Here is an 18,673-nt window from a genome sequence, read left to right as displayed (position 1 = left end):
GAGCTTGAATCGGTGGAAAATCTAGATGATTTGGATAACGTTGGTGACTCTTCTGAGGATCATAAGATTATACCTTTTGATACTGCTGCAAGGAACACTGCAGAAGAGATTGCTGATGCTGCGGAGGCAGAGGTTATTCCTCTGAGAGTAAGTGGGTTTTCTTCCTATCTGTATAATTTTAATTCTGTCATGGGAGCAAATCCCAGAAAAAAAGAAAAACAGGAAAAAGTTGGAGATAAATGGCATGATTTGTTTTATTCTCTTATAGAGTCAAAAAAGGTAATAGCTTTGGATATTGCTCCGTATGTTGTAGATGATATAGCCGATGATACTCCCATAGAAAACGAGGATGGAGTTTTTAGAATAAAAGAAGAGTTGTATAAAAAGGATGTTACCAAAGATAATGATGTAGACAGAGACCTTAGTATATCTGCTATCTTTTCATCTGTTGATGATGTGGAGCTGTTTTATGGAGATATTTCTTCTGTCTCTGGTTTGCAGAATACAGGCAGGAAGAAAGTTTCTTCTCTTATGTGTACTAAAAGAGGTCTTAATTACGATGTTTTTATGTCCGGTTTTACACATTCTGAGGCTGGTGTTGCAAAGTCTCTTGTTGATTTTACAAGAAAGGCTAAGGCTACATGTGGTGCAATAATAACAGAACATGGAGCGGGATATTCTGTGCATCAAGGGATAGGTTTTAGCTCCAGATTTAAGGAGTATTTTTCTATTAAGAGAAAAGATCCTCTTTTCCTTGAGTTGAGCATGAGGCGTTTTGTTTTGTGGAGAACTGGTATGTTTGAGTATGAGCCGTATTCGGGATATTTTTCTGATTCCGATAGGGTTATGATGCAGAATACTCTTTTTATACCTCTTGTCTACGAAGGGCGGGATGCGTATCTTATTTGCGGGTACAAGTATGATATAGAAAATTTGGATGGTTATCTGAGGAGTCTTCTTGACTGATGAGAAAGTTTTATTCCCGCATAGAATCGTATTATAAAGATAAGCTAGAGAGGTTTTCTTTTTCTGATGAGAGACATAGAGCGCTTGGCTGGGAGAGTCGGGATGCTCAGTATAAGAGGTTTTCTGTATTGTGTAATTTTCTCAAGGAAAAAGGAGTCTCTTCTATTCTTGATGTGGGCTGTGGGCTTGGTGACTTGTATCAGTTTCTTAAAGTGCATGATATTGACTGTGCTTATACAGGTGTTGATATATTGCCTGATATGGTGGAGAGGGCTTCTTCTTTTTATCCTGGTGCGTGTTTTGTTGCAGGCGATGTTTTTACGGAGAATTCTTTTTCTCCTTCTTCTTTTGATGTGGTTTATTCCTGCGGGGTTTTTAATCTGAGAGTTGATGACAATTATGCTTTTCTGGATAAGGCTTTTGAGGTATTTTATTCTCTCTCATCTTCTTTTGTTGTGTGTTCTATGCTTTCTGATTCTTCTGTAGATAAAGAGTATGAGTATTTTTATTATAACAGGGAAAAGGTAAGGGGGCTTGCTTCCTCTCATTTTCCATATTGTTTTATAGTAGATAACTATCTTATAAATGATATGACTGTATTCTGCAGTAAGGGGAGGGGATTGTGATAAAGGTTTATACAGACGGTGCCTGTAAGGGAAATCCTGGTCCGGGTGGATGGGCATATGTTGTGATTGACGGTGATAAGGGGTTTTCTGCTTTCGGTCGTGTTGAAGATACTACCAACAATAGGATGGAGCTTTCTGCTGTGATTGAAGCTTTGTCTTTTTTAAAGTCAAGGGCTTATACGGGTTCTGTTGTGCTTTATACTGATTCTGAATATGTAAAAAAAGGGATTACAGAGTGGATTGTGTCCTGGCAGGCTAATGGATGGAAGACTTCTGCCAAAAAACCGGTTAAGAATAAGGATTTATGGATTTCTCTTCTGGAGCTTTCTTCTCTTTTTTCTCTCGATTGGTGCTGGGTAGAAGGGCATGCTGGCAACAAATGGAATGAGCTTTGTGATTCTATGGCTTCTTCTGCTGCTTTGGGCTTTTGATATCCGAGTTTTATAAGTTATTAATCAAATATCTTTTGTTATTTGGATATCCGTCTATATATTTTTCTTATTTTGCATTATATTTTTTATTAAGTAATATTTTTAGGGGGCGGGTATGGCTAAGTCTTTTAAGTTATTCTTTTCTGTATTGCTTATTTTTAGTGTTGTTTCATGTATTTCTGTTCCTGATGTTTATGACGCAGCTGGTTTTTTGCAGGCTGATTCTGATAATAATTCTGATGTTTACTACGATGATTCCCATGATGTTCAATCTGATGAGAACTCTGATTCTTCTGATTATCTTACTTCTGAAGACTATAGGAGCGTTTTTGCTGTTTTTTATCCTCAGATTTTATTTATTGGTGGCTATTATACTTCTGACGAAAAATTTGAGGATTCTCAAGGGCAAGTCTGGAATATAAAATCAGTGGATGAAGATGGCAATGTTGATAATATTGTGGTTGAGCGTGCTCGTTTAAAGAAGCTGGATGATGGTGGAGTGTGGTGGTATTTTTCCTATTCTATGGACGAGGAAACTTATGACTTTGAGATCTTGCTTGATTCTGGAATGTATATTCGGAAGATAAGATATTATGATTTATATTCTGATTCTATCGAGGAACTTTCCTATGATGATGTTCCTTCTACTGATCCTGCAGACTATTTATTGTCTTATGGCTACAGCTCTGATGAAGAGTTCTATAAGGCAGTTTCTGCTTCTGTTACACGGGAATCATTAGAGCTCAAAAGCGGCCGATGGGATTGCAGGAGGATAAAATGGTCTTATGTTGACTATGATGGTGCTTATAATTTCTCCTGGTGGGTGGATAAGGATAGCGATTGGCTTGTAAAGTTTAGTTGGTCAAATACTGATACGGGGGATTTGTATGAGGGAGAGCTCGTGTCCATAAAGACGGGTTATACAACTAAGTTTGATTCTTATTAATAGTTTTTCTGTTATTCTGTCTGGGAGACTTTTTCTTCTTGTTATTCTTGTATGTGCCAAAGGCAGGCAGAAAGCGCGAGTGTTTTTTTGTTCTTTATGGTTGCGCTTTCTGCCGTTTGGTTTATTTTTTTCTTAAGCAATAAGGATGAACTTATTGTTTCTTAAAGTGTTTTGTCTTTTTCTTTTGTTATGTCTTTTATATGAGGGTTTTTAGTTTTCTTCCCTGGGGGTATGAGGGCAGGCTTGTGCGGGTTGAGGTGGATATCCGCAAGGGGCTTCCGGGGATGGAGATTGTAGGTTTTGCAGGAACTGCTGTGCGTGAGGCGAGGGAGCGTATAAGGGTGGCGCTCAAAAATAGTGGTTTTGTCTTTCCCCAGAAGAGGGTGCTTGTCAATCTTGCTCCTGCAGGGCTTCCCAAAAAAGGTGCGTGGTATGATCTTGCTATTGCGCTGGCTTTGCTTGTTGCATCGGAGCAGCTTGATGCTGCAGATAGAGATGTGCTGGTTATGGGAGAGCTGTGTCTTTCTGGGGAGGTCTTGCCGGTGGAAGGGGTGCTGTCAAGTGTAATCGCAGCTTCTTCTGCTGATGTGGGGCTCTGTGTTGTGCCGCATAACAATGTCAGAGAGGCGTCTGTAGTTGAGGGAGTGAGGGTATTTGGGGTTGAGTCTCTTTGTGATGCCGTGTCTGTTGCAGAGAGGGGCTTTTTGCCTGAGAATGAGGCTCTTATTGACAGGGGGGATGTGAGGTCTGTAGCCTGGCCTCATGATTTTTCTGCTTTTAAGGGGCAGGCTTTTCTTAGGCGTGCTATGGAGGTTGCAGCAGCAGGAGGGCATCATATGTTTCTATTTGGTCCGCCGGGTTGCGGCAAAACCATGGCTTCTTATGCTTTTCCCTCTATTCTTCCTCCGCTTACAGAGTCTGAGCGGCTTTCTGTCCTGCAGGTATATTCTCTTGCCGGTGAGCTTTCTATTGACGGGGAGCGGGTTTTTTCTGGTATGCGGCCTTTTAGAGCGCCGCATCATTCTGCAACCGTGGAAGGCATGATTGGTGGCGGTAGGGATGTAAGGCCAGGAGAAATATCTCTTGCTCATAATGGCGTTCTTTTTATGGACGAGGCTCCTGAGTTTCGTTCTGCTATTATGCAGAGCCTGCGTGAACCTGTGGAGACAGGCCGTGTTACGCTTTCTCGTGCTGGTCAGTCCTTCTGGTATCCCGCCCGGTTTCAGCTTATTCTTGCGGCCAATCCATGCCCTTGTGGCAATCTTGGCAAAGAAGATGCTATCTGTGCATGCAGTGTTCAGGAAATAAAGCGTTATTGGCGCAGGATTGGCGCACCTCTCTTGGACAGAATAGATATCCGATTCCCTGTAAAACCGGAGGACACAGAAGTCATCTTAGGTGGCGAGGCAGAGAGCAGTACATCCATAAGAAAGCGGGTAATGCGCGCATGGCAAATTCAGAAAGAGCGCTATGCAGGCAGAAGCCATACCAGAAATGCATATATCCCTGCGGAGGACATAGACAAATTTTGTGTCACATCCGAGGCAGTGCGTTCTGTTCTTGTACGTGCAGTAGAAAAACTCGCACTCTCTGCGCGTGCCAATGCCTCCATACTCAAGCTTGCCCGTACCATAGCAGACCTTGACGCATCAAGTGAAATAAAAAAAGAACACGTTTTGGAAGCCGTACAGTACAGAAGATATGGCGATATGGATTTTTACTGGTCGGACATCTAACCGACATTTTTATTTAAAAAAGTTGTACACCGAACGCAGGGAGCGCGCAAAAGCACGCTCCCTGCTGCCTCCGGCAAAAGCATGAGGCTTTTTGCTTTTTGCTTTTTGCTTTTTGCTTTTTGCTTTTTGCTTTTTGCTTTTTGCTTTTTGCTTTTTGCTTTTTGCTTTTTGCTTTTTGCTTTTTGCAGCTTGGATATTATAATACGTCATACAAGCTTCTTATTAATTAAAGACAAGGATGTATCTTTACTGTATCCTTGGATTAATTGTAAAAATACAATTATTCAAAAAAAGAATTATGACTTAGAGGATTTTTTTTCGCTTATCTCTACAGGAAATGCAGCTGTGTTAGAACCGGTGTAGAGAGTAATATGCGGAAAAGGAAACTCTATATTCTCTTCTTCAAAACGTTCTTTTATTTCTATCATTATGGAATTCTTAAGCTTAAGATAATCTGTTTTTATAAACCACACACCCATAAATATATCTATCCCGGATGTTCCAAACCCCTTAAACACGATAAGAGGTTCTGGCTGGTCAAGACAATAAGGATTCTTCTCTGCTATCTCCTTTAAAATTTCAAAAACACGTCTTATATCTTCTTTATATGCGACAGACAAATCTATATCCAGTCTTCTTATAGGATAATAAGTAATATTAGCCATCTCCTGATTGATTAGCTTTTCCGAGGGAATCCGTATATACTTATTATCAAAAGTTCTTACTTTTACTGACAAAAGATCTACGGATATGACAAAACCAGTTGTGTCTCCCACCTTGATAAGATCGCCTATACTAAAAGGCCTTTCTGACAACAAGAAAAGCCCGCTTATGAGGTTGGACATACTCGTCTGAGAAGCAAAACCAAGAGCTATTCCTGTTATCCCCGCAGCTCCCAACAATGTTGCAGGACTAACTCCAAGGTTTTGTAATCCTATAAAAAAAAGTATTATGACCCCTGCATAGAATATAAACTTTGTTACAAGCATCTTGCTGTGATCCGATAATTTCCTAAACAGTGTTTTTCTCAAAATAAGTGTGAGCAGCTTGAGTATGATTATACCTGCCAGAAATATTATCAAAGTGTTTATATAAGGCAGGATTCTCCCTTGAGACAAGCTTTCTATAATCTTTTTTATTACATCCATAATTATATTCCGGAAAATATTTTTTTTATGCTTTCCCCAAGTGCCAGCATATGGGGAGATGTTTTTTCTCTGGGATAGGAGATTATTTCTTCTGCATCTTCCTGTATGGATTTCTCTATAAAAAATTGGGGCAGTTCTGTATCCTTTTTATAGATTATATTTACAGGCTGAGTCTTATACAATGAATCTTTTTTATATAGAAAAAGATATTGTGTTGGAACAGTTAATTTCTCTACAACTATTATCTCAGATTTTTTATTATCAATAGAGACAGGAACAGCAAAATAAGTTTCCTGATATTTTAAAGGAGGTTTTTTCTCGGTAAAAACATCCGATTTGTAAGAATATGCAATAAAACCAGTCTCCGACGTACCCAGCCATGTATTGGACAGAACCGATGACGGCAGCTCCGTAAGCTTTACTGTCCCAGCATCAGACATGATAGCCAGCTGCATCCATAAAGGAATCTGCACATATACCGTAGCCTTATAATTGGCCTGTATTCTAAGCTCTGTCGAAAGGTTGACAGCTATAGGCCTATCAGGCAGCTGAGGCTTTATAGATATCTCTTTGCTGTCCTCTTTTATCAGAATTTGACTTATTATATTTTCTCTGTGAGATGGAATTTCCTCTATCTTTATTATCTCCGGCTGAGAGCTGTTCTTGCTGTATCTGTACACCATATCCAGCAAGCTGCCTCTTTTTCTAAGATATATTCTCAGCTTATTTGCCGCTATTCTGTATACGGCATTTTCTTCTGCTTGGATATTAAGCATAGTTGATTTTATTATTATTATACCAACTCTTCAAGCCTTCTTTTGGAAATTACTTTTTTATCCCGAACGCAGGGAGCGAGCAAAGGCTAGCTCCCTGCTGCCTCTGGCTGAGAAAGGCAGGCTTATTTGTCCTCATAATTATAATAGACATTAATGCTTGTCTTTTTGCCACATATGTGCCGGAGGCAGGCAGAGCCGTGCTCTTTTTTTTATTACTGTATATGACACGGCTCTGCCGTTCGATATAAAAATATGGGATGTTTTTTTTGTGTCTTTCTGCCGATTCCTTTAGCATGACTGTGATGGAAAAACTTGTTCTTTTGCGTGAAAGTATGAGGCGGGATAATGTATCTGCCTGTATTATAGCCGATGCCGATCCGCATAATTCTGAGTATCCTTCCGAGTATTACAGGGCTCGCTCCTGGCTGAGCGGTTTTAAGGGCTCCAACGGACTTCTGCTGGTTATGCAAGAAAGGGCAGGGCTTTGGACAGACAGTAGGTATTTTCTTGAGGCAGAGGCGGTGCTGCACAGTACTGGGATTGAGCTTTTTAGAATGGGAGAGCAGGGAGTGCCATCCTGGCAGGATTGGCTTGCAGAGCATGTTGTTGCAGGCGATACGGTAGCAGCCGATGCCTCATGTATGAGTCTGGCAGCATGGACAGAGCTTGCGGACAGGCTTGATAAAAAGGATTGCAGGCTTGCGGACAAGGATTATATAAGTCCCATTTGGACGGACAGACCTCCGCTTGTGTTTACAGATGTATGGGAATTGCCTGAGAATGCTGCCGGTGAGTCTTCTGTTGCACGTATAAAAAAAGTGAGGCGACTGGTATATGAGCATGATGCTGTAGGATTTATCCTTTCTTCCCTTGATGAAATCTGCTGGCTTCTTAATATCAGGGCAATGGATATAGCTTATAATCCGCTGGCAAGCTCTTTTCTAATAGTAAGAAATAACGATTCTCTTCTTTTTATCAAGCATGAGAAGCTTGACAGCACGCTTGTTGAAAAGCTTAAAAACACAGGTATTATGCTTTTTGATTATTATGAGTTTTTTGAGCTTGTTGGTAAGCAAAAAGGGCTTCTTCTGGCGGATTTTTACAAAACGCCTGCCTCTGTGAGAAAACATATTTCCCCTGATGCAGAGCTCAAACATGCTGAGAGCCCTGTTGCCCTTCTCAAAGCCAGGAAAAACACTACAGAGATAGAAAACATGCGTCAAACTCTTATTGCGGATAGTCGTGCGCTTGTCAAGTTTGCCATGTGGCTTGAGTCTGAGTGGGAAAAAGGCTCTACCATCACGGAGCAGGATGCTGCAAAAAAACTGGAATACTTTAGAAACCTAGACGAACGTTTTATCTGTCACAGCTTTGCCCCTATTGTAGGCTTTGCGGCACACGGTGCAATTGTACACTATAACACACTTTCTTCTCCCATATCTGACATGAAAGGCGACGGACTATTGCTTGTTGACAGCGGAGGACACTACAAATGGGGAACAACAGACATAACCAGAGTATTTTTAAAAGGCAGAGCAGAAAAACAGGCAATCTTTGACTACACTGCTGTATTAAAAGCACATATTAACCTTGCCAGGGCAGTCTTTCCCGTGGGATTGAGCGGGCAGCACATAGACATCCTTGCGCGTGGTGAGCTAGCAAGGCTTGGCCTTTCTTACGGACATGGCACAGGCCATGGTGTTGGATACCTTCTATCTGTGCACGAAGGACCATCTTCTATCCGTACTGACGGTGCAGGACATGCTCTTATGCCAGGGATGATTCTTTCCAACGAGCCCGGCCTATACAGAAAAGACCTCTGGGGCATAAGGCTTGAGAACCTTGTGCTTGTAAAACAAAGCACTGCCAATGAGTTTGGCAGCTTTTTGGAGCTAGAAACACTGACACTCTTCCCCTTTGAGCCTGCCTTGGTGGATTTTTCTATGTTGAGAGAAGAAGAAAAAGACTGGCTCTCCTCCTATCACAAGACCATCCTGAAGACCTTGGACTCAATACTGGAAAAAGAAGAAAACGCCTGGCTTTCAAAAAAATGTATGCCGTTTATAAAGCTTACAGTCTAGATTTCTCGGCTTGCAGGCTCATCTGCTAATCTGCTACAATAGCTTTTCTTACTTGGATTTTTACGGTAGATGGCTTTTTTATCCTGCATATATGCCCCTTGCTGGCTGTTTTTCCAATTGCTTGTTATTATATCTGTTGCAGGTAAGCATAACCCCGCAGCAATACAGCAATATAACAAAAGAGGTATAGCATGTATGCAGCAATAGAAGCCGGCGGAACCAAGTGGGTTTGCGCCGTAGGAAAATCTCCATCAGATATAGCGGAAATGACCCGCTTCCCCACACGCAGCCCAGAACATACACTCAAAGACGCACTGGATTTTTTCTCTGCAATGCAGAAAAAGCACGGCAAACTCAAGAAAATGGGCATAGGCTGCTTTGGCCCAGTCGAGCTGGATAAAAACTCCCCAAAATGGGGGTACATTACCTCAACACCCAAGATAGAATGGCAGAATACAGAAATAGCCCCTCTTATGGCAAAAAAATTGGGCGTTGATGTTGCCTTTGACACAGACGTCAATGCGGCAGCACTCGCAGAGCTTACATTGGGCGCCGGCAAAGGACTCTCCAGCCTTGTATACATCACAATAGGCACAGGCATAGGTGCTGGCATTATCGTTGACAAAAAACCCATCCACGGACTAGTACACCCTGAGGCAGGCCACATACTAGTGCGACGTCACCCTGATGACAGCTATAAAGGACTCTGCCCCTTTCATGCAGACTGCCTAGAAGGAATGGCAAGCGGTCCTGCCATAAGCGGGCGATGGGGACAACCGGCAGAAAACTTAGAAAAAACGCATAAAGCCTGGGAGCTTGAAGCCTATTATCTTGCGCAAGGCATAGCCAATATGGTACTCACCGTATCTCCCGAGCGCATTGTGATAGGAGGCGGCGTCTCACGTCAGCCGGCATTATTCCCGCACACAAGAAAACACCTCCTGGACTTTTTGGCAGGCTATATTGCGCACCCCTCTATTTTGCAAGAAACAGACAACTATATAGTCCCTGCAACCCTGGGACAAGAAGCAGGCATAAAAGGCGCATTCCTTCTTGCAATAGAATAAAAACCATAATACCGAACGCGCGTGGACGCACAGCGTCCCCGCGCTGCCTCCGGCAAGCCCGTTAGGTATGATGTATTGTTTTTTTAACGTTCTCCCAGTGCCAGCCGTATTCCCAGTACGGGGGAGTAAGAAAGAAAATCGGCAAAGGGTTTCCCAGGGGAATAGTTTCCTATGATCTGATAGCCTGCAAATCCTGATATATAGAACCAGTCTGTTGCTTGGATGGTGATTTCTCCTGTTGCTTCAAAGGTGCCTGTGATAAGTTCTCTTATAAATCCATAATCGGAGTATATTTGTATTGTGCCTGCACCTATCTTTAGATCTATTCCGGCTTTTAGCCAGTTAAAGATGTCTATTATTTTTATTCCGGTCAGTATGCCAAGTTCCCAGCCTTCTGGAGTGGTCTGTCCTCGTAGTGTTTCTGACATTCCCCTGGTTGAGGCAAAGTATAATCCGCCTTCTGTGTATTTGCCCCTGTCAAGGAAGTAAAATCCCGTCTGTGTTATACCTGGTGTTTTTACCGGTATGTCTTCTATATCTGTCTTTGCCATAATCTCTGGGAGTATGGAGCTTTCTGCAAAAAAACCGAAGGATTGTGTCCATCCTGCTGAGGATATCAGTAGGATTATGGCTGTTATTATTATATTTTTCTCCATAATCGCTGTGTCCTCCATTATGTATAAATATACATGTGGTTTTTGCATTTTTCACGGGTGTCTCAAAAAATATTTTGTTTTGAATTTTTTTGTGTTTTTTACATGTTGAGTTTATATGAGGGGGGCATGTTGTGTTTTTGTGTTTTATCGTGTGTTTATCCTTTTTGCTCTTGATTCTTCTATCACTGTGTCTTTGGACGGTTATAACGATTTTGCGCTCAGGCTCAAGGATGAGTTATACGGGCTTGACTGGTGTTTCTGGCAGGAGCGAGAGGGAGTCAGGGGCAGCTTGAATTCTTCTTTTTTTCTTGCTGGTCCTGTTGTAAGGGAGAGCCTTTTTGCTTCTGTGTGTGCTCCGTTTTATCATTCTTATGGAAAAAGCTCTGTTGTGTCTTTGCTGCCTTTTTCTGTGGATTATTCTTTGCATCCGTCTGCTTCTTATGCATATATGCTGTTTTTGTCTCCGGGACCTGCTGTGTTTTTTCTTGATTCTGTTGATGCTTCACTCTGTGGGGTGTGGGCGTCGTATGAGTATGGAGATTTTGGTGGGGACTTTATGGGGGTGCTTTCTTTTCCTGAGTCTTATTATCTTGATGACTGGTGGTTCTACAGACCTGTGTATTATGCGGAAGCATTCCCCTATGCTGCCGCGAGGATATGGAAAAGTATGGAAGACTGGTTGTTCTTTTTGGATACGGGGGGTGTATTCTTGTCTCATGATGTTCCTGCTTCTTTTGTAAGTTGTGGTTTTTATGCCGAATTCCCAAGAGGTTGGTGGATAAAAAGCGTTTTTTCTTCTGCAGATTATGGATTTGTAAGTCCTGACGGGTCATGGTCAGGTTGGAGCTGGAGGAGCAGAAATAGCGCGGGGTATGAGCATGGTTACGGGCCTGTGTTGTATCTTGGTTACGATGTGGGAAAAAGGTTTATTGATGGTTTTTCTCAGGATTTTTCTGTCCGGTTGGGAATAAGTCAGAAAAAGTGGCGGTTGATGTCTTCTTTTTCTTATGAGACAAATTACTGCGGTGGGGATTTTTACTTTTGGTTTTATCCTGTTTATGATGTTCTTAGGTTGGGTTTTGATTGTGATAAAGACAGTTTTTATGATTCTGAGGTTTCTTTTTCTGTAAATGTTGACTTGTTTTTTGTGTCTTTTTGTTTTCCTTTTTTGTATGACGGTTTTTCTTGGTATGTTGATGAGAAGAGAGTAATAAAGGCGGAATATCGTGTGCGTGATGTGGAGTTATGGGCTTCTATTGATATATTGGACAGTAAGGCTTTGCTTACGGGTTTTTCTGTTGGCTGCAAGGTCAATAATAAGTAATGTCAGTCCCAGTCTCCTGCAAATATTACTTCTGGTTCTATTGTAAAGCCGTATGCATTGTATACTTGTTCTTGCAAATATTCTATGAGCCTTTTTATGTCTTCTGCTTTTGCTTGTCCTCTGTTAATTATTATGTTGCCATGGAAGGGGGATACTTGTGCGTCTCCTATGCTGTAGCCTTTTAAGCCTAGGTTATCTATTAGTACTCCTGTTGGCTGTCCAAAATCTCTGTTGTTCTTAAAGACAGAGCCTGCACTAGGGGCAAAAAAGTGGCCTTTTTTTTCTCTATCTTGTTTTATTTCTTCTATGCGTTTTTTTAATATGTTTTTGTCATTGTAGTGCAGTGCTAGTTTTGCTTGCAGTATTAGTTTATCCCCTTTTTGAAAAGGGGATATTTTATAGGCAAAGTCAGAGGGGTTTTTTATATATGTTTTTGTCCTTCCTGTTGTCATATCCAGCCATATTACGCTTTCTAAGACATCGGATATGGATGTGTTGTAGCATCTTGCGTTCATCCTTATGCTTCCGCCAAGGCTTCCCGGCATCCAGGCAAAGTCCTCTATCCCTCCTAGTCCCTTTTCTGTTGTTTTTAACACAAGCTCTTCCATGCTTATCCCTGCCTGGCATTCTACAGTGTTGTTTTTTATATTTATGGCGCAAAGTCGTGTTGTGCTTATTACAAGACCTCTTATGCCGCGGTCAGATACCACTATGTTGGCACCACCTCCAAGGATAAAAAGAGGAATGTTGTTTTCTCTGCAAATGTTTATAAGCTTTATAAGCTCCAGTGTGTCGGCCGGTTCTGCAAACGCGTCTGCCGGGCCGCCTACTTTAAAGCTCGTATGATTGCTCATAGGTTCATCAAATAGTATCTCCGAGCTTATGTTGATTTTTTTGAGTAATTTACGTACGTTTACCACAAGAAAATATTATCTTTTTTTATCAAAAGTTGCTATATGACAGAGGAGTTTTTATGGATATAAGGCTGTTTAACAGTATGGGTAGAAAGGTAGAGGATTTTTCTCCCATGCAAAAAGATACGGTTGGGATGTATGCTTGTGGTCCTACTGTATATAATTATGCTCATATAGGTAACTTGCGTACATATATCTTTGAAGACTTGTTGAGGAGAACGCTGGAATATGCCGGATATAAGGTAAAGCATGTTATGAATGTAACTGATGTAGGGCATCTTACGAGCGATGGAGATGAGGGTGAGGATAAGATGATAAAGAGTGCACGGGAAAAGGGTATGAGTGTGTGGGATATTGCACACTTTTTTTCTGATGCTTTTTTTAACGATATAAAAGAGCTTAATATACTTATGCCCACTGTGGTCTGTCGTGCAACAGAGCATATACCGGAGATGATAGACTTGGTCAAAAGGCTAGAAAAAAATGGACATACTTATGTCTCGGAAGGTAATGTATATTATGATACTGCGACGTTTCCGGACTATGGCAAGCTTGCTCTTCTTGATAGACAGGAGCTAAAGGCAGGAGCCAGGGTTGCTGTTGATAAAAGCAAGAAGAATCCTAGAGATTTTGTTCTGTGGTTTACAAGGTCCAAGTTTGAAAATCAGGCTATGGTATGGGATTCTCCATGGGGAAGGGGCTATCCCGGTTGGCATCTTGAGTGTTCTGCTATGAGTATGAAGTATCTTGGAGAGCAGTTTGATATCCACTGTGGAGGAATAGATCATATACCTGTACATCATACCAATGAGATTGCACAGAGCGAAGGAGCAACAGGGAAAACGCCATGGGTAAGATATTGGCTTCATGGAGAGTTTCTTGTTCTTGACTCGGGTAAGATGTCCAAGTCTTCCGGCAATTTCCTTACTCTCTCTGTTCTCACGGAAAAGGGCTTTTCTCCTCTGGATTATAGATATTATTGTCTTGGTGCTCATTACAGAAGTCAGCTGGTTTTTTCCTTTTCTGCTCTTGAGTCCGCAAAAAATGCAAGAAGGTCTCTTATAGAAAAGATAAGTTCTCTTAAACCAGATGATAACTGGGCTGATAAAGATATGTCTGATAAGGCTCTTTCCTATAGGGATCAATTTGTGGACTATATCAGTAATGACCTTAATTCTCCAAGAGCAATAGCTGTGTTGTGGTCTGTTATAAAGGATTCTTTTCTGTCGGATACAGATAAGGCGCTTTTGGTATCTGATATGGATAGGGTTCTTGGTTTGTCTCTTGTCAAGGAAATTGGAGCAAAAGAAGCTGTTGCAAAAATTTCGGATGAGGATATGGAGCTAATTAGACAGAGAGAGATTTTTAGAAAAGAAAAAAATTATTCGGAAGCTGATAGGATTCGTAACTTGTTAGCGGAAAAAGGGATTATAATAAAGGATACTCCTCAGGGAACTGTCTGGGAAGTGTCAAAAGATTGGTAACAATAAGGTAACAATAAAAGCGGAAAATTGTTTATAATATGATAAGAGATGAGATTTTTGAGCAAGTATACAATGAGAGCTTCTCTATTATTTACAGGATGGTTTATAGGTTGACAGGAGACAGTAGCGTGGCAGAGGATATTTGCCATGAGGCCTTTTTGAAATACTATCCTAGAGTGGAAGAGATACCTGACAATAAACAGGCCCTCTATTGGTTGCTGCGGGTTGCAAAGAACATGACATATAACTTTCTCAAAAAAAAACAGAGAGAAGGGAAGTTGTTAAACAAGCTTTATAAGGAAATCCCTTATAAAGAGCAGAGCGAGGAAGGCAGATTTGTTGATAAGGAAGTCGCACAAGAAGTCAGAGCCAAGATAGAGCAGCTGCCATATAAACTAAGAGTTCCTCTTATTCTGAGGGAGTATGAGGGGCTTTCTTATAGGGATATTGCGGAGGTTATGAATATTACAGAAAATAATGTAAAAATAAGAATTTTTAGAGCAAGGAACAAACTGGCAGAATTACTTTCTTCCGGAGGAAGCCTATGAGTAAAGAAATTCTTTTCAATACCGAGAAATCGGGAGGGGATAAAGTAGCACAGGGTTTCTCTATCCCTCCTTATGATGTTCCGGAAGATATTGTAGAAAATGCCAGGATAAGAGTACGAGCCAGACTTGATAGAAGTATTGAGAAGCTTAAACACAGGCCTACAATACGAGGAGTTTTTGTTCCTATTCCTGTTTTTGTTTCTCTTCTTATGATTTCCATAATTGGTCTGGGCCTTATTGTTGGTATAACAGTTGGTTTTACTTCTCCTGTTATAGCGTCTTCTTCTGCTAATAATGAGGATGTTATGGCTGTTTCTGTCTCTGGTAATAAAGCTGATCTAAGCAAAATTCTTGATGATTCAAACTCCGAAGATGTTGTAATAGAACTTCCTTCTATGGATAGTACGGGAATTCAAGGTCAGCCGGTCTTTCTGAGAGCAGGCGGAGGAAGATGATATGTTAAGGCGTTTTATTGCTTTTGCCTTTTTTACGATATTAATATTTCCTGTCCTTGCGGACGATGACGAAACTATACTCAGCGATATAGAGGATGTGCTTAAGATAAATATATCCACCAAGCTTGTGGGACTTGAGAATATAAAATGGCAGGTTAATAAATCCAAGATTACCATCCCTGGAAAAGCTGTTACTGTAAAATTGATCAGCAAGGATATTGTTGTCTTAGCGAGGCTTACTCCTTTTAAGAAAAAAGACGGCTCATTTATTGTTTTGGCAGAAGGTCAGGTGTGGTGTTCTCAGACAGGGGAGGATGCCTTAAAGTATCTTGCTACGGTAAAGCAGATTCCCCTCAACCTTGGAGAGAAGATTATATTTTTTCCTCTGGGTAAGGTTGAGCTTAAGGCAGAAGATGAGTCTTTGTACAGGCTTGAGATAGAGATATGGATAGACGATACGGATAATGAGGAATCACATAAACCACCTTCTGCCTCCAACGCGATAAAAGAAAATGCATCAAAATAAGTCTTTATAAAAATCTTTCTAACTGATATCATTTTTAAATAAAAAGCAGTGGGGTTCTAATGAATAGGATACGATTATATATAGCTATTTGCATTTTGCTTGTACTTTTTGTCTTCTTGTTTCTTTTTTTTTATAACCCTACTATATATACTGTTACTCCTAATATAGCAAGTCCAGGAGATATTATAGAGATAAAGGGTCATGGCTTTGGCAAAGAACGTGGTAGAGTCATAGTTGGAGATATGCAATTATTAAACTCTTCCCTTTTATTATGGTCAGACAGGCTTATAAGGGCAAAATTGCCTGTTGGAGTTAGTTCTGGATTTGTACAGGTTTTTACGGCAAAAGATAAAAATAGCAATAGGATACTTTTTGCTCTCAAGTCGGATATTCCAAGACCAGAGGGAAAGTCCGTTATTGCTGCCGAGATTACAGATATAAAACCAGAGGTGTTGTCTCTTGCTTCCAAAGTTGTTGTTATGGGGCACAATCTTGATACTTTTAAAGATAGAGGCACTATCTATGTGACATGGATAGGAAAGGATATTGCAAAGAGCTCAGATGATGTTTTTTATCCTGTCCCTAATGATTATGTAATAAAATGGGAGTCCGATAAGATAGAGTTTTTTCTGCCTGAGGCTGCAACCTCCGGAGAGGTTTTTATATCTGACGGTGAGAATAGGACCAATGGAATTTTTGTAGATGTCAACGATTCGGGAGGACGATTTTATGCCGGAAATGCTCTTACTTATTCTCTTGAGTTTGACATGAGTTTCTCCGTATCTGCTGCTGAGTCTGGTGCTGCCATAGTATGGCTTCCTGGTATCGCCAAGACATTTTGGCAGAGAAATATACGTGTTTTGGAGGAGAATATACCACCGTACTTAAGAGATAAAAATAATATTGCCTATAGATTTTCCAGGACACAGACTGTTGCTATAAAAAGAGGGATAGTTCTTGATATTTATCCCGTATGGACATCGGATGTAGACGAGAATGCCCGTTTTTCTGCGGATGAAAAAGATCGGTATACTATATGGCAGAAGAATATATTTATAGATAAAAAAAATAATCTTATAGCTTCTCTTTTTGATTCCAAAGATTATAGTCCTTATGAGTGGGTATGGAAGTGTTATATATTTGTCAGAGACAGAATAGGATACAGGAAGTCTGCGGGGAATAGTCTTGATGCTGTTTTGCAATCCGGGCTTTCTGATTCTTTGGGAAGAGCCAGGTTATTGGTCCAGCTGTTGAGAGCAGGCGATGTCCCTGCACGTGTTGTCGGCGGTATTTTGCTGCAAAGTGGTGGTAATCTGAGCTGGTACTATTGGGCAGAAGCAGCTTTGCCGGCCATGGGATGGGTGCCTGTTGATCCAACGGCTCCATTTGAAGCGGTATCAATACCATCAGATTCTGATAAAGCAAAAGACTTATATTTTCTTGGGGGACTTTCTGCTCAGCATCTTCTTATGTTTAGAGAAGGTGATGCTTTTCCTGCCATGATACCGGGCTCTCAGAAACAGAAGAATGCTTTTCTGCCTGCATTATGGGAATATTCTTATGAATTGAGAAATTCTTCTATAAGTGATATATTCTTTAATGTTGCTGTTGCCGGAGTTTACTAAAAATGGCTTAATTTATTTCTAATTGATTGACAAGCAAAGATACAAGCTCTTATACTACAAAAAGAAGACTTTTCTTCAGGAAGTAAGATGGGTGACCCTTTACAGCTATCAGTAGTAAATTTTAGAAAAGATGCATATATCACGGTAGAAGGAAAACAGGACGCTGATTATTTTTATATAATAAGAAGTGGTAATGTTAGGCTTACTAGAGAAACTGAGGTTGTAGAAGAAGAAGGTGGCAATATTCTTAAGCCGGGTGATTTTTTCGGTGTTGTATCTACAATGTCTCATCATAGTCATATTGAGACGGTGCAGGCAATAACCGATGTTTCTCTTATTGCGGTACATCGGGATAATTATGGACTGCTCATAAAAAGAAATACTCCTGTAGCTCTAAAAATAATAGAAAAGTTTTCTAGACAGATGAGATATCTGGATAGAATGCTTTCAAGGCTTACTCTCAAGAATTCCACGGAGGAGACTGACCTGGAACACCTTTTTAGGGTGGGAGAGTACTACGTCAAGCAAAACCAGTATAGCATAGCTTATTATGCGTATTATCAATATCTCAAATATTGTAAAAATGGCAACAATATAGAACTTGCAAAACAGCGTATGGCTAAGATTAAGCCTTATGCAAAGCCTGTTTTCTTGGAGCCTACAGAAGGCCTCTCTCGAATGTATCCCAAAAATACGATGATTTTTTGTGAGAATATGCCTGGACAGGAACTCTTTGTAATACAAAAAGGGCAGGTTAAGATAACAAAAATAGTAGATAACAACGAGGTTTTGTTAGCTTTGCTTAATGCAGGTGATATTTTTGGTGAGATGGCTCTTCTTGAGGATAAACCGCGTTCTGCTTCTGCTATATCTTACGAAGATTGTGTGATGATGGTTATCAATAAAGAAAACTTTGAAAGAATGGTTACAAGCCAGCCACAGCTTATATCTAAGCTAACGACGCTGCTTGCTGACAGAATATGGTTTTTGTACAAGCAGCTTGCCAACACTCTGCTTACAAACCCTGTTGCCAAGCTTTATGACGGGCTTCTTATCCAGTTGGAACATAAAGGTGTCCCCTTAAAAGAAGGAACATCTTTCTCTATGCCTTTTGGCCCAAAGGAGCTTATCAATCTAGTAGGTCTCCCTGCTGACAAAGGCAAGGTCGCCATGCAGGAATTGTTATCTGCAAAGCATGTTAAAGTTGTGGATGACAGACTGTATGTACCTGATGTTGGAGAAATAGAAAAGCAGGCAAAGTATTTTAGAAAAATGGAAAGAATAGAACGTTCCAGGCGGGATAAACGTATAGTCTAGGGTATATTTTCTTTGCTGCAATAGTAATTCTTTATCTCTCTTGTACT

General features: G+C 40.7%; 18 protein-coding genes. 14 read left to right on the top strand and 4 right to left on the bottom strand.

All coding sequences use genetic code 11. The annotated features are described in order from the left end of the window. The 5 genes from WKV44_06830 to WKV44_06810 all read left to right on the top strand — a co-directional run. Positions 1-966: hypothetical protein (locus tag WKV44_06830; GenBank protein ID MEM5948253.1), on the top strand; the 966-nt coding region annotated here is incomplete at its 5' end. Then, positions 966-1,592 carry a class I SAM-dependent methyltransferase gene (locus WKV44_06825; protein MEM5948252.1) on the top strand — a complete coding sequence of 209 codons (627 nt, stop codon included), beginning with the start codon at positions 966-968 and terminating at the stop codon, positions 1,590-1,592. The genes WKV44_06830 and WKV44_06825, both read left to right, overlap by 1 nt. Continuing rightward, positions 1,589-2,023 carry a ribonuclease HI gene (rnhA, locus tag WKV44_06820; protein ID MEM5948251.1) on the top strand — a complete coding sequence of 145 codons (435 nt, stop codon included), beginning with the start codon at positions 1,589-1,591 and terminating at the stop codon, positions 2,021-2,023. The genes WKV44_06825 and rnhA overlap by 4 nt, the downstream gene beginning before the upstream one ends. Positions 2,024-2,138: 115 nt before the next feature. Beyond that, positions 2,139-2,969: a hypothetical protein gene (locus tag WKV44_06815; protein ID MEM5948250.1), complete on the top strand. Its 831-nt coding sequence runs from the start codon at positions 2,139-2,141 to the stop codon at positions 2,967-2,969. 200 nt (positions 2,970-3,169) lie between these two features. Beyond that, positions 3,170-4,705: a YifB family Mg chelatase-like AAA ATPase gene (locus WKV44_06810; GenBank protein ID MEM5948249.1), complete on the top strand. Its 1,536-nt coding sequence runs from the start codon at positions 3,170-3,172 to the stop codon at positions 4,703-4,705. Between the two features lie 296 nt (positions 4,706-5,001). Here WKV44_06810 and WKV44_06805 read toward each other — a convergent pair whose 3' ends face one another. Both WKV44_06805 and WKV44_06800 read right to left on the bottom strand, forming a co-directional pair. Then, a complete protein-coding gene (locus tag WKV44_06805; protein MEM5948248.1) occupies positions 5,002-5,853 on the bottom strand; it encodes a mechanosensitive ion channel family protein in 852 nt (283 codons plus the stop codon). A gap of 2 nt (positions 5,854-5,855) precedes the next feature. Further along, a complete protein-coding gene (locus WKV44_06800) occupies positions 5,856-6,629 on the bottom strand; it encodes a DUF432 domain-containing protein (protein ID MEM5948247.1) in 774 nt (257 codons plus the stop codon). 302 nt (positions 6,630-6,931) lie between these two features. Between WKV44_06800 and WKV44_06795 the strand changes: the two genes are divergently transcribed. Next, complete coding sequence (locus tag WKV44_06795) at positions 6,932-8,710, top strand: aminopeptidase P family protein (GenBank protein ID MEM5948246.1); 1,779 nt, start codon at positions 6,932-6,934, stop codon at positions 8,708-8,710. A 191-nt stretch (positions 8,711-8,901) separates the two neighbouring features. Beyond that, the gene (locus tag WKV44_06790) at positions 8,902-9,777 is read left to right on the top strand and encodes an ROK family protein (GenBank protein ID MEM5948245.1); all 876 of its coding nucleotides are present in this window, start codon (positions 8,902-8,904) and stop codon (positions 9,775-9,777) included. Positions 9,778-9,860: 83 nt separating this feature from the next. Here WKV44_06790 and WKV44_06785 read toward each other — a convergent pair whose 3' ends face one another. Next, positions 9,861-10,433 (bottom strand): hypothetical protein, encoded by a 573-nt coding sequence (locus tag WKV44_06785; protein MEM5948244.1) that lies wholly within the window; start codon positions 10,431-10,433, stop codon positions 9,861-9,863. 115 nt (positions 10,434-10,548) lie between these two features. Here WKV44_06785 and WKV44_06780 point away from each other — a divergent pair, with 115 nt between their 5' ends. Then, positions 10,549-11,757, top strand: coding sequence for a hypothetical protein (locus tag WKV44_06780; GenBank protein MEM5948243.1), 1,209 nt, complete (start codon positions 10,549-10,551; stop codon positions 11,755-11,757). Positions 11,758-11,759: 2 nt separating this feature from the next. Here WKV44_06780 and murB read toward each other — a convergent pair whose 3' ends face one another. Continuing rightward, positions 11,760-12,677 (bottom strand): UDP-N-acetylmuramate dehydrogenase, encoded by a 918-nt coding sequence (gene murB, locus WKV44_06775; GenBank protein MEM5948242.1) that lies wholly within the window; start codon positions 12,675-12,677, stop codon positions 11,760-11,762. A gap of 53 nt (positions 12,678-12,730) precedes the next feature. Between murB and cysS the strand changes: the two genes are divergently transcribed. The 6 genes from cysS to WKV44_06745 all read left to right on the top strand — a co-directional run bounded on the left by cysS (position 12,731) and on the right by WKV44_06745 (position 18,626). Further along, positions 12,731-14,155 carry a cysteine--tRNA ligase gene (gene cysS, locus WKV44_06770; protein ID MEM5948241.1) on the top strand — a complete coding sequence of 475 codons (1,425 nt, stop codon included), beginning with the start codon at positions 12,731-12,733 and terminating at the stop codon, positions 14,153-14,155. Positions 14,156-14,193: 38 nt separating this feature from the next. Further along, positions 14,194-14,703, top strand: a complete 510-nt coding sequence (locus WKV44_06765) for an RNA polymerase sigma factor (protein MEM5948240.1) — start codon at positions 14,194-14,196, stop codon at positions 14,701-14,703. Next, on the top strand, positions 14,700-15,158 hold the full coding sequence (locus tag WKV44_06760) for a hypothetical protein (protein ID MEM5948239.1): 459 nt from the start codon (positions 14,700-14,702) through the stop codon (positions 15,156-15,158). Before WKV44_06765 ends, WKV44_06760 begins: the two co-directional genes overlap by 4 nt. Position 15,159: 1 nt before the next feature. Continuing rightward, positions 15,160-15,684 carry a hypothetical protein gene (locus tag WKV44_06755; GenBank protein MEM5948238.1) on the top strand — a complete coding sequence of 175 codons (525 nt, stop codon included), beginning with the start codon at positions 15,160-15,162 and terminating at the stop codon, positions 15,682-15,684. A 59-nt stretch (positions 15,685-15,743) separates the two neighbouring features. Then, entirely contained in the window at positions 15,744-17,309 is a 1,566-nt protein-coding gene (locus WKV44_06750) for a transglutaminase domain-containing protein (protein ID MEM5948237.1), read from the top strand. A gap of 87 nt (positions 17,310-17,396) precedes the next feature. After that, on the top strand, positions 17,397-18,626 hold the full coding sequence (locus WKV44_06745) for a Crp/Fnr family transcriptional regulator (GenBank protein MEM5948236.1): 1,230 nt from the start codon (positions 17,397-17,399) through the stop codon (positions 18,624-18,626). Positions 18,627-18,673: the final 47 nt, after the last annotated feature.

The sequence above is a fragment of the Spirochaetia bacterium 38H-sp genome, from assembly GCA_039023545.1.
Lineage (GTDB): Bacteria > Spirochaetota > Spirochaetia > Winmispirales > Winmispiraceae > Rarispira > Rarispira pelagica.
This window is presented reverse-complemented; position numbering and strand designations above follow the sequence as displayed.

Excerpts from the sequence above, each read along its gene's own strand:
- WKV44_06795 (MEM5948246.1), top strand. The coding sequence starts at position 6,932 with ATGGAAAAACTTGTTCTTTTGCGTGAAAGTATGAGGCGGGATAATGTA.
- WKV44_06780 (MEM5948243.1), top strand. The coding sequence starts at position 10,549 with ATGAGGGGGGCATGTTGTGTTTTTGTGTTTTATCGTGTGTTTATCCTT.
- cysS (MEM5948241.1), top strand. The coding sequence starts at position 12,731 with ATGGATATAAGGCTGTTTAACAGTATGGGTAGAAAGGTAGAGGATTTT.
- WKV44_06825 (MEM5948252.1), top strand. The coding sequence starts at position 966 with ATGAGAAAGTTTTATTCCCGCATAGAATCGTATTATAAAGATAAGCTA.
- WKV44_06745 (MEM5948236.1), top strand. The coding sequence starts at position 17,397 with ATGGGTGACCCTTTACAGCTATCAGTAGTAAATTTTAGAAAAGATGCA.
- WKV44_06755 (MEM5948238.1), top strand. The coding sequence starts at position 15,160 with ATGTTAAGGCGTTTTATTGCTTTTGCCTTTTTTACGATATTAATATTT.
- WKV44_06790 (MEM5948245.1), top strand. The coding sequence starts at position 8,902 with ATGTATGCAGCAATAGAAGCCGGCGGAACCAAGTGGGTTTGCGCCGTA.
- WKV44_06765 (MEM5948240.1), top strand. The coding sequence starts at position 14,194 with ATGATAAGAGATGAGATTTTTGAGCAAGTATACAATGAGAGCTTCTCT.
- WKV44_06810 (MEM5948249.1), top strand. The coding sequence starts at position 3,170 with ATGAGGGTTTTTAGTTTTCTTCCCTGGGGGTATGAGGGCAGGCTTGTG.
- WKV44_06750 (MEM5948237.1), top strand. The coding sequence starts at position 15,744 with ATGAATAGGATACGATTATATATAGCTATTTGCATTTTGCTTGTACTT.
- WKV44_06815 (MEM5948250.1), top strand. The coding sequence starts at position 2,139 with ATGGCTAAGTCTTTTAAGTTATTCTTTTCTGTATTGCTTATTTTTAGT.
- WKV44_06805 (MEM5948248.1), bottom strand. The coding sequence starts at position 5,853 with ATGGATGTAATAAAAAAGATTATAGAAAGCTTGTCTCAAGGGAGAATC.
- WKV44_06785 (MEM5948244.1), bottom strand. The coding sequence starts at position 10,433 with ATGGAGAAAAATATAATAATAACAGCCATAATCCTACTGATATCCTCA.
- WKV44_06760 (MEM5948239.1), top strand. The coding sequence starts at position 14,700 with ATGAGTAAAGAAATTCTTTTCAATACCGAGAAATCGGGAGGGGATAAA.
- WKV44_06800 (MEM5948247.1), bottom strand. The coding sequence starts at position 6,629 with ATGCTTAATATCCAAGCAGAAGAAAATGCCGTATACAGAATAGCGGCA.